Source organism: Paraburkholderia sediminicola (assembly GCF_046027355.1).
GTDB classification, from domain to species: Bacteria; Pseudomonadota; Gammaproteobacteria; order Burkholderiales; family Burkholderiaceae; genus Paraburkholderia; species Paraburkholderia sediminicola_B.
On the sequence record NZ_JAQQEK010000006.1, the window covers coordinates 271,219 to 286,373 of the forward strand.

The following is a 15,155-nucleotide window of genomic DNA, read 5'->3' on the forward strand; positions in this document are numbered from 1 at the left end:
CGCTACGGAGGAAATCCTTCAGCGAAGGTATCCCTCAGGTAGGTGATAAAGAGTTCGACAGCGCGGGGTACATGCGGGGTGTACGGCCGGACCACGTAGAGTTGCTCGGCAAAGGCGCCTATTGGCCGCCAGTCAGGTAGGAGAGCAACGAGTTTTCCTGATTGAATCGCTGCCTGCGCAGTGAAATCGGGCAGTAGCGCGATGCCTAGATCGTCAAGGGCTGCGTCTCTCAATGCTTCGCTATTGTTAGCGGAAAAGGGGCCGTTTACTGTGATCATCAAAGGAGTCGAGTGCGTTCTGCGCGCAGTTCTGCGTTCGAACGACCAGATTCCTGACCCTAAAGCTCGAGGATAGAACAGGCAGTCGTGAGAGGAGAGATCCGTTGGGGATTCAGGGTAACCTCGACGCTCCAGATATGCGTATGTCGCGACGATTACGGATTGCGTCTCGCACAGCTTCCAGGCGACATGGGTCTCAGGGACTTGAGCGCTATGTCTGACGGCAAGATCGAAGCCCTCGGTGGCAATCGAGGTTAGACGATCAGACGCTTCGAGTTGTACTCGTACTTCGGGATTCGCCCGCAAAAACGCCGACATCTTCGGCACCAACTGCTGCCGCGCGAATGCCACCGGAGCGGTTATCCTGACCAAACCGCGTGCAACGCCCGCCATTTCCTTAACCATCGCAAAGCTCGTCGCAATGTGCTCGTACTCCAGACGTGTGTTGTCGACGAGTCGCTGCCCGGCTTCGGTGAGTCGTACGCTGCGGGTGTTACGTTGCACCAGTGCGACACCCGAGGCTCGCTCGAGTTCTGCGATGCGTTGGCTCATTGCGGCCTTGCTCACTCCAAGGCGAGCAGCCGCTGCAGTGTACGTGCCTTGTTCGGCAAGAACCGTCAGCCAGTGCAAATGAGTCCAAAGGCCTTCGACCTTTCGCGTATCCATGTGTCTATTGTTCGCCGTTGGAAACGATCATTTCAAGTTTAACGCCTTTGCAAACGCAATGCCGACTCCTAGACTTTGCTCACCACCCATCAATCAAGGAATCGAGATGCAAGCGTTCAACGACACAGCTGACGTCACCCACTTTATTCATGGCGAGCCGGTACGTGGGGCAGGAATGCGTACCCAGGCGATTTTCAATCCTGCCACCGGTGAACGTCCACGAAAACTTCTGCTGGGCGAGATCGCAGATGTCGACACCGCTGTCGCAAGCGCCAAGGCTGCATTTCCGAAGTGGAGTAACACGCCACCTATCCGCCGCGCTCGCGTCATGCTGCGGTTTCTTGAGTTGATGAACAGGCATCGGGATGAGCTTGCCGCAATCATCACGGCCGAGCATGGAAAGGTCTTCTCCGATGCTCAAGGCGAGGTGGCGCGCGGTATCGATGTCATCGAATTCGCCTGCGGTATTCCGCAGCTTCTTAAGGGAGACTATACGGAGCAGGTTTCAACTGGCATGGATAACTGGACGACGCGTCAGGCGCTCGGCGTTGTCGCCGGCATTACGCCGTTCAACTTCCCGTGCATGGTGCCTTGCTGGATGTTCCCTGTTGCGATTGCGGCGGGCAACGCGTTCATTCTGAAGCCAAGCGAGCGTGACCCGTCGGCGTCGTTGTTCATGGCAAGGCTGTTGAAGGAGGCCGGTCTGCCGGATGGCATTTTTAACGTGGTTCAGGGCGACAAGGTCGTTGTGGATGCTTTGCTGGCGCACCCGGATGTGAAGGCGGTGAGCTTTGTCGGATCGACGCCAATCGCCAACTACATTTACGAAACCGGTGCAAAGAACGGCAAGCGCGTGCAGGCTCTGGGCGGAGCCAAAAATCATATGGTGGTGATGCCCGATGCCGACATCGATCAAGCGGTCGACGCGCTGGTTGGCGCTGGGTACGGTTCCGCCGGCGAGCGTTGTATGGCTATTTCGGTCGCTGTTCTCGTCGGCGATGTGGCTGACAAGATTATTCCGAAGCTCGCCGAGCGTGCGCGTAGTCTCATTGTAAAGAACGGCATGGAGCCCGACGCGGAAATGGGTCCAATCGTTACGCAACAGGCGCTCGAACGTATCGAAGGGTACATCGGGATTGGTGTCGACGAAGGTGCAAAGTTGGTCGTTGACGGTCGCGGCCTTAAGGTAGACGGTCATGAAGGCGGATTCTTCACGGGCGGTACGCTGTTCGACAACGTCACGCCGGAGATGAGAATCTACAAGGAGGAAATTTTTGGGCCCGTTCTTGCCTGCGTTCGTGTGAAGGACTTCTCGGAAGCGGTCGATTTGATCAATGCTCATGAGTTTGGTAATGGTGTAGCGTGTTATACGCGCGATGGGCATATCGCTCGCGAATTCGGACGACGCATCGAGGTAGGTATGGTCGGCATCAACGTTCCTATTCCGGTCCCGATGGCCTGGCATGGTTTCGGCGGCTGGAAGCGCAGTTTGTTCGGTGACACGCATGCATACGGCGAGGAGGGTGTCCGGTTCTATACGAAGCAGAAGTCCATCATGCAGCGTTGGCCGGAAAGCACGGAAAAGGGCGCTGAATTTGCCATGCCCACAGCGAAGTAAGCGAGTTGATTCGAATGCAGGGTTTTCTCTGCAATGAATTTCTAATAATAACTATGCGCTCCATCGTGGCGATTCAAGAGCGACTCTGCGTGTCTTGCCACGATGGAAAGAGTGTTTTTCTTGTCCGCCGATTGACGACACGTTCGACCGAACTAAACACTCGCATTAGTTGTATTCCCGAGTGAAGGCCAAACTGGGGGGCGAAATGAATTTCTCATCGTTAGAAATATTTTGTGCCGTCGCCAGCGAGCAGAGTGTGACGCGTGCGGCACACCATTTGGCCCATGTTCAGTCAAATGTAACGATGCACGGTGGCACCGGGTGGAGCTGGAGATTTCGATCGGTACGTCGCGTTCACTTGTCGAAGACGTGGAGAGAGGACATCTCGACTGCGTTTTTGTTGCCGACAAAGAACTGCTTCAATTCCTTCTGGCCTCGATGTACCACCGGCCCGGAGGCATCAACGACTGATACTCCCGCCTCATTCTGGGCGGTGTCGAACAGCACAACACGGGCTTGGCTATGCAACAGCAGCTTGCGCAGCACACAACGACGGAAATGACCGACCCAATCGCCGCCAGGCTACTCGCGGCTAGCGTGGGTTCGAGTGCTCCGTTGGATGTGAGTAATACCTCGCCAGGGATGGTGGTTAATTCCGGAATACGCAAAACCCCTGTCAGCCTGCTTCAGGACCGGGCTTGTATTGAGGTTAAGAGGCTCGGGCTGGTCGGTGATGAGCAAGTAGACCTTAGCGTGCATGGAGGCCTTGAGAAAGCTGTTTATATGTATCCGGCTGAACACTACGCATGGTGGCGGGAACGCCGGCTTGAAGCCGGTGTCGTGGGTGCGGACGACCCACTGCCGTTTGCCGCGATGGGAGAGAATTTAACGACGTGTGGGCTGCTCGAAACTCAGCTCTGGGTCGGGGATCGCATCTTGATCGATGAGGTTGAATTTCGCGTCGAGTCTCCTCGAAATCCCTGCTACAAGTTTAACGCCGTGATGGGATATGCACGCGCAGCCAAACATATGATGGCCAGTGGCTACTCTGGTGTCTATTTAAGCGTGTCAAAAACTGGATTCATTTCCGCAGGTTCGTCCATTCAAGTGATTCCTGGCGGTCGGCAGGAGTCGATAAGTGCGATTCTGGACCGGCGGCGTATCCGCGTACGGCGGAAACCATAAGTCGAAAGATACATTTGCGCCACCCGGTGGCCGCTGCTAATGAGTCTTCGTGAGTCAAGCGTGTTCTTCGGCCACGTCAATCTGACGCGAAATACTCGTGCGTAATTTGTCAGTCAATCGGAGCCGAAAGGTTTCGATAGGCGCTGCGCGTCGAAGCCGCCTCAGTGGCGGGTGAGTGTGATGGCGATCGAGATGGATCTTTCGATTCTGGCTACGAAATGATCCGGGATTCGATTGACCGTTTAGAAGCAGCGCAACCTACAAAGCACCTGAGCAGAATCCTACGGACGGCTCCGGGGGGCGTGCCAGCCGGATTGGCCCCGGCGGCGGGAGTGACTGGGTTATCTCTGAGATAGATAACCGTATTTAATACCTTCGCTTGATATCCAGTTCGAATGGTGCGAGTTTGTCTCATTGGTTTGAGACACGGCAATGTGACATCGAAACTCGACGTCGGCAAGAGATGGCAAATGTCAGAGTCACTGCGGCTGGGTCAATGGCGCCAGGCAACGAAGCGAAATCATGGCCTGGCAGCCATAAGCGTGTGTAGACGGAAGGCGATGCGCGTCATTTAAAGAAACGCACGCGAATCGCCAATTGAGGATCGGACTGCCGTTCGAGGCGATCCGGAAACTTTTGAGGGATGGATTTCAGATGAGTACACCCACGACTGCTCAGCGTATCGGCCGTTTTGCATACGATGCACGCGCAGACCATCTTACTCCCGACACGAGGGCAATTCTCAAGCGGAATATTCTTGACAGTCTGGGTTGTGCAATAGCCGCGCTGCCTGGTAAGCCGTTCAAGGCGCTTCGCGATCAGTTCGAGGAGTACCGCGGCTCGGGGACGTGTTCTTTGATTGGAGGCGGTAAGACTTCGCCCGATCAAGCCGCCTTGTACAACTCCGGTTTGGTCCGGTATGTAGACCTGCTGGACAGCTACATGTCCCCCGGCGGACTCTGCCACCCGAGCGATAACTTCGGGGCCATTCTGGCAGCTGCCGAGCATGCGTCCGCAAGTGGCGAAGAGTTCATGCTGGCGTTGGCAACGGCCTATGAAATTGGCTGCCGTATTACTGCGATCGTGCCGGTGATGGCCAAAGGGTTCAATCACGCAATTCAGTTGGCGGTGTCGGCCGCGGCCGGATCGGGAAAGCTGTTCGGTCTCGATGCCGATCAGATTGCTAACGCGATTGCAATCGCAACCATCGACAACATTTCGTTGACGTGTGTCCATTCCGAGCCGGTTTCACAGTGGAAAGGCTTCTCCCCTGGTATCACGGGCATGAGAGCGGTCTATTCAGCATCGCTTGCCAAGCGCGGATTCACAGGTCCTCTCCGTCTTTTCGAGGGGCCTAACGGTCTGGTGAGAATGTTTGACCAACCGCTTGACGTCGATTGGGAAGATCATCGGCTCGAAGTCGTTCACCAGACGATCATGAAGAAATATTGTTCGCTCATTCATGGTCAGCCCGTCCTTGAAGCTACGCTTGCCTTAAAGCGAAAACACGATTTGAAGAGCGATGACGTGGAGGGGGTTCAATGTGACATCTTCCAAAGCGGATTCGACATTGCCGGCGGCGGCAGCTTCGGTGCAAAGGATAACCCGCAGACTAAAGAGCAGGCGGACTACAACCTCAAGTATCTGATTGCAGCCGCGTTGCTCGATGACCAGGTCGGCCCGGCTCAGCTCGAACCTGAGCGTGTACAGGCCCCCGATGCACAGGCATTGCTCAGAAAAGTGTCTGTAAAACCTGACGCTGAATTTTCGGCGCAATACCCGCACGCTTTAAACACGCGCGTGACGATCAAATGCAAGGACGGTCGCGTGTTGGTCACGGAGCATATTGGCTTCGAAGGCGGCCTGGACAACCCGTTCACGTGGGAACGCACTGTCGAGAAATTCAATTGGTTAAGCGAACAGCATGCGGATCAGGAGCTCCGAGACCAGATCATCGATCTGGTCTCGGAGCTCGATGAACACCCGATTGAAGACTTAATGAACCTCTTGGCGAGAGTAAGTCCAGAGCCACGATTCCCGGCGGTGCATCCGGGAATTCAATAACCCATAGAAATCTTTAGGATATTTATATATGGCACTCATTTCTTGTGACATGCGTTTTGGTCGAACCGACGAACAGAAGCGGCAACTTGCCGCCGGTTTACTCCGGGTGGTCAGTGCCGCGACAGGTGAAACGAAGAATGACATCTTTTTCGTGATTCGCGAGGGACGCGGAATCAATTTCGTCGAACATGGAGAGCATCTTCCGGAGTATGTCGAGGGTGCGGCAAATGATAAAGAATTGATTGAACGTCTTAAATAGATTTGACGGAGAAATATTGTGCCTTTCATCGAATGCCATATCAACATCGGTCTTGCGCAAGAACGACGCGAACAACTCATCAGGGAAATCATCCAGGTCACGCACGACTCGATTGGATCGGACCCCAAGATTATCAATGTGATCTTGCACGAACATCCAGCTGAAAATATCAGTATCTCCAGTCGGATCAATGGAGAGGACTTCAAGAAGTCCACCGGGTAGCCGCGCCAAACTGATCGCTAAGGTCTTGTTCGGAGTTCCGCCGGGGCGTGGCATCCGGCGGTCGGAATGCAGTGCACGTGACAACGATGGAGAATATGGAAAAACCATAGCATGGTCTACGTCGGGTCTGGTGAGAAACGCGTTTTTCGAAATATATAGTACGTAATGCAAAAAAACATGGAGGAGAGATGAATGGAGCAAGAATGGTGGTCGACGGTGTCGCCGCCGGAAGTGAGAGGGTGGGGCTGGCAGTATTCTTGACGCTTGTTGAAGTGTTGATGTTCTTTGGGTTCATTACTCTTGCCGTTGTGTCGCCGGCAACACTCGCTTCGCCAGTGGTAGATGGGTCAGAGGTTACGGTTGCGTTCCTGTACGGGATAGTCATTCTGGTCGCTAGCGTGCTGCTAATCGGGTTGTATGTCCTCGTTGAAAACGCAGCCGATTCGCGAAAATTTCGTATCGATTCCGCTGAAATTTAATCGTTAAATGCCTGGTGACCCATTATGAATATTTTTCGAAATGGCGCTTTTCTCGCGCTCTCAGCGTCCGCGTGCGTTGCGAGTTCCGGATCCTTTGCCGCTCGGAGCGGCGTAGGTACTGGAAACGGCGTGGCAATAGCGTTTTTTCTTGCCTTCGTGCTGGCGACGCTTGCTATCACCTACTGGGCCGCGAAGCGAACAAAGTCGACTGACGATTTCTACGCGGCTGGAGGTGAAATAACCGCATTGCAAAATGGTCTTGCAATCGCGGGTGACTTCATGTCAGCCGGTGCATTTCTTGGCCTGACAGCTTTGGTGTTCAGTAGTGGTTTTGATGGTCTCGTCTATGCGGTCGGATATGCGACGGGGATGCCAATTGTTGTCTTTCTGCTGGCAACGAGGCTGCGAAAACTCGGTAAATATACAGTCGCGGATGCGGTTTCAACGCGTCTTGGCGAGACACCGATTCGTATCTTCTCGGCCTGTGCATCGCTATGTATTGTCTCGCTATATCTCATCGCGCAGATGGTAGGGGCAGGGCAGCTGATCAAGCTGCTGTTCGGCATTGACTATGTTTACGCCGAAATTCTTGTTGGCGCTCTCATGATGTTTTATGTGGCCTTTGGAGGGATGGTCGCCACGACTTGGGTGCAGCTCGTGAAGGCGGCGTTGCTGCTGCTCGGCACGATTGTGATGAGCTTTCTGGTGCTGCGAAACTTTGGCTTCAACTTTTCGGAATTGTTGCGGCGTGCCGTGGAGATTCACCCAAGGGGCGGTGCAATCCTCAGTCCGCAGTTTCTGGCGAAGGATCCTGTATCGGGATTTTCATTGGGTCTTGCGGTGATGTTTGGTACCTCGGGATTGCCGCATATTCTAATGCGTTTCTTCACGGTGCCGGACGCACGGGCTGCACGCGGTTCGGTATTCTGGGCAAGTGCATTCATCAACCTGTTCTTTGCACTCGTGTTTGTCATCGGGTTTGGATCTATCGCGCTGGTCGCCTCCAATCCCGACTTCCTGGATGCTGCGGGCAAACCGCTCGGCGGCGTCAATATGGTTGCTATCCACCTTGCAAAGGCGGTGGGAGGAAACGCGTTGCTGGGGTTTATCTCGGCAGTCGCATTCGCTACCATCCTTGCGGTTGTGTCGGGCTTGACACTCGCGGGTTCTTCGGCGGTTTCGCATGATCTTTACGCCCGTGTCTTTTGCAAAGGTGCCGCTAGTCAAGCCAATGAAGTAAGGGTATCAAGGATATCGACCCTGGTTCTTGGCGTCATTGCGGTGGCGTTAGGCATTGCATTCAGAACACAGAACGTGGCTTACATGCTTGGACTCACATTCTCGGTCGCCTGCAGCTCGACTTTTCCAGTGTTACTGCTTGCCCTCTATTGGAAACGATTGACCACGATTGGAGCCGTTGTCGGTGGGACCGTCGGGTTGGTCTCTGCCATATTGCTGACCGTCGCAGGCCCGGCCGTCTGGGTGCATGTTATGGGGAATGCGAAGCCACTGTTCTCGATCGATCCGCCGACCATAGTGACTATGCCGGTCGCGTTCATGACGTGCTGGTTGGTCTCCATACTGGACCGCAGCAAACAGGCGGATGCTGACCGGGCGCGGAGTGCGACTCTACAGGAGCATCCGGTATTCGCGGGGCCGGTTGGTCATTAGATTCGGGAGGGGCACACAGAGATTGTGTCGCCGTTGGCTGGTTGAACTCGCGGGCCATTCAATTGGGTATTCGTTCGCTGGACAAAACGATTTAACGTGTTGCTCAGTTCGAGGGCGGATCGTCGAGATCCGCTCTGCACGTTTACTCGGCGTTCTATCGTGAAACACGAAAGGCTTGCTGTTCGGATTATCGAACCTCTCCTACGCATTCGCGTCAGGTAGAAACATGCAATCCTCCAGGATCGGCAGTACGCTGAACGTAGCAACGACTCTGCTCTATTCCTGCGCTATTGCTTACGTTTGCGAAGCCACGGAAGGGTACTGTTTCCCTCGAATGTTCAATTTCGCTTTGGTGTAGGATGCAAGATAAGTTCGCCGTGCAGCGCTGCTTGAGCCGCCGTACGGTTCGTGAGATTTTGGCTGACTTCGACAGTTGCCGAAGGTCTGCACTCGTTTTCAATCAGTTTGTCGTGCACGCGTCTGAATAAATCGAAGTTATCGAATCGCGGTTGTTGATAGCTTGTCGCTCGGGCAGCGAAGGTTTTATCGAGGCCGTGGACATTTCGTAGAGGTGCAAAGCATGGACGCTGCCGACCTCAAGGTCTTCGAAGCCGTAGCTCGTCATGGAAGTATGAACCGGGCAGCTACCGAGCTAAATACTGTTCAATCCAATGTGACAGCGCGAATCCGATCTCTGGAGAGAGAGGTCGGGGTCGCTCTCTTTCAAAGGCATGTGCGCGGCGTGAGCATGACCCCTGCGGGGCAACGCATGCTCCCGTATGCCGCGCGTATTGCAAAGCTCATTACGGATGCCAAGGTCGCTGCGCTGGATGACGGCGCGCCGAGCGGCACTCTCACGCTTGGAACCCTCGAGACGACTGTGGCGCTTAGGCTGTCTCCAATATTAAGTAATTTCGCTCGAATGTATCCGCAGGTTCGATTGTCCCTGACGACGGGCACGAGTTGCAGTCTCACTGCCGATGTTGCGGAATGCCGGCTCGACGGGGCATTTATAGCGGGTCCGCTGGACCATCCGGACCTTTACATTGAGACAGTCTTTCATGAGGAGTTGGTTCTGGTTACGCCGCGTACCGTGCGCTCGCTCGAGGCGATCAGATCGGTGCAGGACCTCAAGACAATTGTCTTCCGTTTGGGTTGCTCGTACCGTCAGCGGCTCGACGCGTTGCTCGCCGAAATGGGGGTGCTCACGGCAGCGCCCCTCGAATTTGGCTCAATGGATGCGATCATTGCGTGCGTTGCTGCTGGTATCGGTATCACGTTATTGCCGCGAGGCGTGGTCTCGGCGGCAGCGGAACAGGATCTCGTTACTATCCACGCTATATCGCCAGAGAAGGCGCAAGTCGAAACGCTATTCATCCGACGGCATGATGCTTATGTCTCGAGCGCAATGCAGGCTTTCGTCGATGTTGCACGGTCTCAGCTCGGGCCGCGGATGGTCGCCGCATAGACGGAGTACCGGAGTAACGTCACGCGGGGAGCCCTAGTGGGTTCGCGGTTCAGCCCGTCTGAATGAAGGCATGAAGTATTGATTTTCACCGAATTCTGACCCACAGCTTTCAGCTGGATTTGCCCCCCAGACAGCTCCGTGCAGTCGGCGGGCGACGGCGTCGACTTCTCCCGAAGTAGTATTGGCGCGGATTGTCACTGCCGCTTCAGCGGAAACCAGGTGGGCACCGCTCAAGCCAGTTCAACAGATCATCGCCGTTTGCAAGCCAATTTGCCGCGTTCCCGCGGCGCATCGTCTTCGAATTCAGAAAGTCAAGACCAAGCATATCGGCAAGAAATCTTGCCGATGGATGTCCAATTGCACTTCCCTTCCTTGGTTGACTCGGCGGCATTGTTGCACGGTTGGCAAAGGAATGGATAACCTGTTCACTTGTCTTGGTCAAGTTACGCGGATAGGATGATCGCATGGACATCGCCGATAAGGTTGCTGTGTCACGGACAGATTCGTTAGTAATCCAGATGTAGCAAACAACGTTGTCGATCAAACGTTTCAGCGTTAGGCAAGTATCGGCGTTCAACATCGCCGGCGGCGTGCCACGAGGCGCTCTTTTTTCGAAAATTGATGCGGAGCGGAGTTACGGTTTTTCGCCGAATTTTCACGGCAAGTGCTATCTGCATTGCAGACGAGGGCGTGAGAGCACTACGTGGAAACAGCTGTACGGCGGCGGAGCAACAGCGATATTCAATTTTGCCAATGCCAATCAAGACGCCGTATTTTGCGAGAAAACTTGCCATGGTCGTGTTGCATTTCCTTGCTGCTGCTGCTGCCGACGTTGGCGTCACCGAAGTCCTCAGACTTCGCCGCTGCCTGCTTTATGTTCAGGGTTATGGTGACCCATGCCTGCATGCGTGTTGCCGTTGAGCGCGCGGAGCGAGTCGATACCGTGATCGTTTAGAACGCGGACGCCCACGAAGAGGGTCCCAGTCCGCTTTGGGAGAGGCGTCGGAAATTTTTGAAAGACCGCGCACCGAGCGAAACTGCATTTCGCGAGAATTTCTTGTTGCTGACGCCAAGTCGACAACGTCGTGCCGCCTCGAATCCCCATCCTGACGCGATCCGTCCGGATCTTTGGCCGGGTGAGTTCGCCTTCCTGAACCGTCCGGGTGAAGTGGATAGACAGACTGCCTCTTTTACTCTTACCAGACCAACTTAAGGAGTCTGAATTGAACAAAAACCTGATTGCAGCTGGCGTTCTGGCGCTGATCGCAGGGGCCGCCATGGCGACCCCGACGACTTACGACCTCGACCCGAGGCACACCTATCCCAGCTTTGAAGCTGACCATTTTGGCGGCATTTCGGTGTGGCGGGGTAAGTTCACGAAAAGCAGCGGCGTCGTGACACTTGACCGTGCTGCGAAGGCTGGCACGATCGACGTGTCGATTGACACTGCGTCGATTGACACCGGTAATGCGCAACTCGATACGCGCGTGAAATCGGATGAGTTTTTCGATGTCGCAAAGTACCCAACCGCGACGTTCAAAGGCAATGCGCTCCGCTTTGATGGCGACACGCCGATCGAGGTGGCCGGCGACTTCACTTTTCACGGAGTGACCAAACCGCTGACGTTGAAGATTGATTCGTTCAAGTGCTTCGTCAACCCGCTGATCAAGCGCGAGGTGTGTGGTGCGGAAGCCAGCGCGCAATTCGACCGCGCCGACTACGGCGTGACTTGGGGCACTAAATATGGCTTCAAGACGCTGACTCGTTTGCAGATTCAGGTTGAAGGCGTGAAGGCGGACTAGGCTGTAGGCAGCCATCGACAACTTAGCAGATAAGCCCGGAATGGCAGCGGCAATGACGACCGTTCAGAAACCAGTTGAGGAAGGTCTGCCCTCCGGCGCCCGCCGACGGGCACGATTTGCTGGTGTGAAGGCGGTTACTTGACGGGCTGGTGATCGGTGAAAAATTCAACGACGCTCTGTGGCGAGTTGTCGTTGAAGAAAAGCCTGAGGTTCCGATCGGCCTCCGCAGCAGCGGACGCGCTGCGGGGAAAGGGGTCCTTTTCATACGCGATGAGCGCAGCTTCAACGTCACCGAGGTTGGTGGCGATGGCCTTCCCGAGTTCAGCGCCGTCGTACATTGCGAGGTTGGCCCCTTCACCAGCGAACGGCGACATCAGATGCGCTGCATCGCCGAGCAGAGTCACCCCGGGTACGCGATCCCATCTGTGTCAGGCCGCCGAGCCCGGCACCGATAATGGTGACTGGCGTATTCATCCTGATTCCGTCACTCGCCGGCGAGCCGCAGCCTTTTGGAGTTCGCTGCAATCCGGGTCGTTGTCAGAGGCCCACGCGATAATCCCATCAGGGCGTATCAGGGCAGCGCTCAAGCCCAATTGTTCTTTCGCCGGGCCAGAAACGTACTTGATTCGGCCGCCATCTTCGTTCGCCAAAGTTTTGAGCGAAGCGTTCCTGTCAAAATCAAGCAGTACGCCTCGGCCATCGTGCATTAGCTCACCAATTGTTGTACCGTCTTCGAACTTAAAGTTGGGAACGCTATGGCCCACGAGAGGGTGGCCGCCACCGAGATCGTAGTTTGCGAATACGCCCCACACCCTTCCTGCAAAGTAGGTGGCACCATCACGCGTGTTCATCAGGTCGCGGATAATTGCATTCAGCGCGCGAGCTTGTGGGTCTGGTCTCATGATTGCGACCTGGGCGCGTGACCAGTCCAGAACTCGTGCACCGATCGGGTGTCGTTCCGTCTGATAACTGTCCAACAAGCCTTCCGGCGCTTTCTTCCTGATGGTTGCGGCGAGTTTCCAGCCCAGATTCATGGCGTCGCCCAGTCCGAGATTAAGCCCCTGGCCTCCAAGCGGCGCGTGAATGTGCGCGGCATCGCCAGCTAAAAGAACCCGTCCGTTGCGATAGGTTGTTGCCTGCCGCGCTCGGTCCGTCCACGTAGTCGCGATGTGCAAAGCATTGATAGTCACGTCGGTGTTCGAGATGCGGCGTAGAACTTCCTGCACGTGTTCACGCGTGATTGGCGTGCCTGCACTATGAAATGCGCCGCCGTCAAAATCCTGCATCACCAGGTAACCAGGCTGCGATTGCAAGTACATGCCTGTGGGTGTCACGTTTCGGCCCGACCTGAGCTTCCGCGGATCGGCAATGTCCACTTTAGCCGTGTAGCCGGTGAATTCTGGCTCCGTACCGGCGAATTCAAAACCGCCTACCTTGCGAACGACACTGCGACTTCCATCGCAACCCACGAGCCATTGACCTTCAAAAGTCTGGTTGCCGGACTGAACAGTGACTCCGTGCTCGGCCTGATGAAAGTCGGTAACGGAAAGCCCGCGCTTGATTTCGACGCCAAGGGCTTCTGCGCGGCGAGACAGCACCACTTCAAGTTCTTCCATTTCAGATATCAAACTGGTTTCGGTCGAACTCGGCAGGCGATACGTCCATTGAGAGGTGTCAACATCGCCGTCATGAAACGGAATGCCGGCGAAGTGTCCCACCTGACGACGCGACCCTTCTCCTGAGTTTTGGTGGGGATTCTTAAGTCGTTTATGGACCTCGAGTTCCTGTAGCAACCCACGACGGTAAAGCGCTTCAATAGTTGGTGCGGAGAGTCCCCGTATGCCGAAAGGAAGCTGCTTCAATGGCGAGTGCGGATCCTCCGCCTTTTCCAGTATCAGGACGGAACATTGAGCCAAGGCCAGTTCACAGGCGAGGAATAAACCTACCGGGCCTGCGCCGGAAATGATCACATCGTGAATAGATTGATTCTGTGCGGATTGCTTGCCGTTGGCCGTGCCTGGAGTATTCATCCTGCTTCCTTCGTTGTTGGGGCCACCACCGGGAACTCCGCAGATAGCTATGGAACGTCATTCCATGATATTGGAACGACATTCCAAATGTGTCAAGATGCGGCATGACCAAAAATTCACGCAACACTCCACGCAGCTCTCAACGACGAGAAGAATCGCTCTCGCGGGATCGCATCATCGAGGCGTCGATCGCGCTTTTGGACAGCAGTGGAGAAAGCGGACTGACATTCCGCGCCCTGTCCGAACGGCTTGCCACCGGTGCTGGCGCCATTTATTGGCACGTCGAGAACAAGAGCGATCTGCTGACCGCCGCCTGCGACGCCATCGTCGCTCGCACGATGGCGTCGTGCGTGGCCGGCGCGACACCGGAGGCGACAATTCGCGCCCTCGCGCTGGGCATGTTCGACGCGATCGACGTGCATCCGTGGGTTGGCTCGGCGCTCACACGAGTGGCGGGGCAGTTGCCCATGGTGCGCATTGTCGAATGTCTGGGGCAGCAGGTCCGCGCTCTTGGCGTGGCGGACGAAGACCAGTGGGGCGCGGTGTCCACGCTGCTGCACTACATCCTTGGTGTCGCTGGACAGAACGCCGCCAACACGCAGTTCGCTCGAACGCGAAGCGTCGACAGATCGGACTTTCTGGACGCGATGGCGACTGTATGGTCCCAGCTCGATCCGAATGAGTATCCGTTCGCACGCAGCCTCGCCGGACACTTGCGCGTTCACGACGACCGGGTCGATTTTCTCGCCGGGATCGATCTCATCCTGAGCGGTATCGAGTCACCGCGCGGTCGCTGACCAGGCGTTGACCCAGCGAGTCAGGCAGGCGCTGGTGGACGTTCGCGTGCTCGATCTCCGGTCGCCTATCGAGTGCCATTCGCCTGAACGGGGTGATCATTTCAAGAATACTTGAAATATAGAAATGGATGATTTATTGTTTGGGCATGGACTCAAACCTCGTTGTACGCGCCTTGAGCGCGCTCGCCCATGAATCGCGCCTTGCGATCTTCCGTCTGCTGGTTGTGGCCGGCCCTGATGGCATGGCTGCCGGCGAAATCGCTCAGCAGCTTGGGCTGTCACCGTCCAGCCTGTCCTTCCACTTGAAGGACCTGTCACATGCAGACCTGGTGAAGCCGCGACAGGAAGGGCGTTTCATCATCTACACGGCGAACTTCGACGCCATGTCGGGCTTGATCGCTTTCCTGACGGAGAACTGCTGCGCCGGTGCGAGCTGTACCGCAAGCGACATCCCCAACTGCTGCGGAGACGAATCATGAAACGGATGCACATCCATGCCGCAGTTCAGAACATGGACGGCAGCATGAGGTTTCACAGCGCCATGTTCGGCAATGCAGAGCCCACCGTGCTCAAAAGCGAACCGGCCGCTGCATGTGCTGGATCGCAATGCGATCCA

Annotated in this window: 15 protein-coding genes; 11 read left to right on the forward strand and 4 right to left on the reverse strand. The window is 55.6% G+C overall.

Annotation, left to right across the window (positions count from 1 at the left end; translation table 11 throughout):
- Nucleotides 1–2: 2 nt before the first annotated feature.
- Complete coding sequence (locus PQR42_RS13335) at nt 3–944, reverse strand: LysR family transcriptional regulator (protein ID WP_408384339.1); 942 nt, start codon at nt 942–944, stop codon at nt 3–5.
- 106 nt (nt 945–1,050) lie between these two features.
- Here PQR42_RS13335 and PQR42_RS13340 point away from each other — a divergent pair, with 106 nt between their 5' ends.
- The 8 genes from PQR42_RS13340 (at nt 1,051) to PQR42_RS13375 (ending at nt 9,910) form a co-directional block, all read left to right on the forward strand.
- Nucleotides 1,051–2,562, forward strand: coding sequence for a CoA-acylating methylmalonate-semialdehyde dehydrogenase (locus PQR42_RS13340; protein WP_408384337.1), 1,512 nt, complete (start codon nt 1,051–1,053; stop codon nt 2,560–2,562).
- Nucleotides 2,563–3,084: 522 nt separating this feature from the next.
- Complete coding sequence (locus PQR42_RS13345) at nt 3,085–3,747, forward strand: MOSC domain-containing protein (protein WP_408384336.1); 663 nt, start codon at nt 3,085–3,087, stop codon at nt 3,745–3,747.
- Nucleotides 3,748–4,401: 654 nt separating this feature from the next.
- Complete coding sequence (locus tag PQR42_RS13350) at nt 4,402–5,811, forward strand: MmgE/PrpD family protein (protein WP_408384334.1); 1,410 nt, start codon at nt 4,402–4,404, stop codon at nt 5,809–5,811.
- Nucleotides 5,812–5,839: 28 nt separating this feature from the next.
- Nucleotides 5,840–6,070: a tautomerase family protein gene (locus tag PQR42_RS13355; RefSeq protein WP_132374109.1), complete on the forward strand. Its 231-nt coding sequence runs from the start codon at nt 5,840–5,842 to the stop codon at nt 6,068–6,070.
- 18 nt (nt 6,071–6,088) lie between these two features.
- Nucleotides 6,089–6,292, forward strand: coding sequence for a tautomerase family protein (locus PQR42_RS13360; protein WP_408204238.1), 204 nt, complete (start codon nt 6,089–6,091; stop codon nt 6,290–6,292).
- Between the two features lie 203 nt (nt 6,293–6,495).
- A complete protein-coding gene (locus PQR42_RS13365) occupies nt 6,496–6,771 on the forward strand; it encodes a DUF485 domain-containing protein (RefSeq protein WP_408384332.1) in 276 nt (91 codons plus the stop codon).
- A 24-nt stretch (nt 6,772–6,795) separates the two neighbouring features.
- Nucleotides 6,796–8,442 (forward strand): cation/acetate symporter ActP, encoded by a 1,647-nt coding sequence (actP, locus tag PQR42_RS13370; protein WP_408384330.1) that lies wholly within the window; start codon nt 6,796–6,798, stop codon nt 8,440–8,442.
- Between the two features lie 580 nt (nt 8,443–9,022).
- A complete protein-coding gene (locus PQR42_RS13375; protein ID WP_408204241.1) occupies nt 9,023–9,910 on the forward strand; it encodes a LysR family transcriptional regulator in 888 nt (295 codons plus the stop codon).
- Between the two features lie 741 nt (nt 9,911–10,651).
- Here PQR42_RS13375 and PQR42_RS13380 read toward each other — a convergent pair.
- Nucleotides 10,652–10,816, reverse strand: coding sequence for a hypothetical protein (locus PQR42_RS13380; protein ID WP_408384326.1), 165 nt, complete (start codon nt 10,814–10,816; stop codon nt 10,652–10,654).
- Nucleotides 10,817–11,187: 371 nt separating this feature from the next.
- Here PQR42_RS13380 and PQR42_RS13385 point away from each other — a divergent pair, with 371 nt between their 5' ends.
- Nucleotides 11,188–11,712, forward strand: a complete 525-nt coding sequence (locus PQR42_RS13385) for a YceI family protein (RefSeq protein WP_408384619.1) — start codon at nt 11,188–11,190, stop codon at nt 11,710–11,712.
- A 134-nt stretch (nt 11,713–11,846) separates the two neighbouring features.
- Here PQR42_RS13385 and PQR42_RS13390 read toward each other — a convergent pair whose 3' ends face one another.
- Nucleotides 11,847–12,116, reverse strand: coding sequence for an FAD-dependent oxidoreductase (locus PQR42_RS13390; RefSeq protein ID WP_408384324.1), 270 nt, complete (start codon nt 12,114–12,116; stop codon nt 11,847–11,849).
- A gap of 66 nt (nt 12,117–12,182) precedes the next feature.
- Nucleotides 12,183–13,742: an FAD-dependent monooxygenase gene (locus tag PQR42_RS13395; protein WP_408493646.1), complete on the reverse strand. Its 1,560-nt coding sequence runs from the start codon at nt 13,740–13,742 to the stop codon at nt 12,183–12,185.
- 104 nt (nt 13,743–13,846) lie between these two features.
- Between PQR42_RS13395 and PQR42_RS13400 the strand changes: the two genes are divergently transcribed.
- Together PQR42_RS13400 and PQR42_RS13405 are read left to right on the forward strand one after the other, a co-directional pair.
- Nucleotides 13,847–14,539 (forward strand): TetR/AcrR family transcriptional regulator, encoded by a 693-nt coding sequence (locus PQR42_RS13400; RefSeq protein WP_408384322.1) that lies wholly within the window; start codon nt 13,847–13,849, stop codon nt 14,537–14,539.
- A 146-nt stretch (nt 14,540–14,685) separates the two neighbouring features.
- Nucleotides 14,686–15,018, forward strand: a complete 333-nt coding sequence (locus PQR42_RS13405) for an ArsR/SmtB family transcription factor (RefSeq protein ID WP_408204245.1) — start codon at nt 14,686–14,688, stop codon at nt 15,016–15,018.
- The last annotated feature ends 137 nt before the right edge of the window (nt 15,019–15,155 follow it).

Coding starts and splice junctions, on each gene's coding strand:
- PQR42_RS13335 (WP_408384339.1), bottom strand. CDS start 944: ATGGATACGCGAAAGGTCGAAGGCCTTTGGACTCATTTGCACTGGCTG.
- PQR42_RS13340 (WP_408384337.1), top strand. CDS start 1,051: ATGCAAGCGTTCAACGACACAGCTGACGTCACCCACTTTATTCATGGC.
- PQR42_RS13345 (WP_408384336.1), top strand. CDS start 3,085: ATGCAACAGCAGCTTGCGCAGCACACAACGACGGAAATGACCGACCCA.
- PQR42_RS13350 (WP_408384334.1), top strand. CDS start 4,402: ATGAGTACACCCACGACTGCTCAGCGTATCGGCCGTTTTGCATACGAT.
- PQR42_RS13355 (WP_132374109.1), top strand. CDS start 5,840: ATGGCACTCATTTCTTGTGACATGCGTTTTGGTCGAACCGACGAACAG.
- PQR42_RS13365 (WP_408384332.1), top strand. CDS start 6,496: ATGGTGGTCGACGGTGTCGCCGCCGGAAGTGAGAGGGTGGGGCTGGCA.
- actP (WP_408384330.1), top strand. CDS start 6,796: ATGAATATTTTTCGAAATGGCGCTTTTCTCGCGCTCTCAGCGTCCGCG.
- PQR42_RS13375 (WP_408204241.1), top strand. CDS start 9,023: ATGGACGCTGCCGACCTCAAGGTCTTCGAAGCCGTAGCTCGTCATGGA.
- PQR42_RS13380 (WP_408384326.1), bottom strand. CDS start 10,816: ATGCAGGCATGGGTCACCATAACCCTGAACATAAAGCAGGCAGCGGCG.
- PQR42_RS13385 (WP_408384619.1), top strand. CDS start 11,188: ATGGCGACCCCGACGACTTACGACCTCGACCCGAGGCACACCTATCCC.
- PQR42_RS13395 (WP_408493646.1), bottom strand. CDS start 13,742: ATGAATACTCCAGGCACGGCCAACGGCAAGCAATCCGCACAGAATCAA.
- PQR42_RS13400 (WP_408384322.1), top strand. CDS start 13,847: ATGACCAAAAATTCACGCAACACTCCACGCAGCTCTCAACGACGAGAA.
- PQR42_RS13405 (WP_408204245.1), top strand. CDS start 14,686: ATGGACTCAAACCTCGTTGTACGCGCCTTGAGCGCGCTCGCCCATGAA.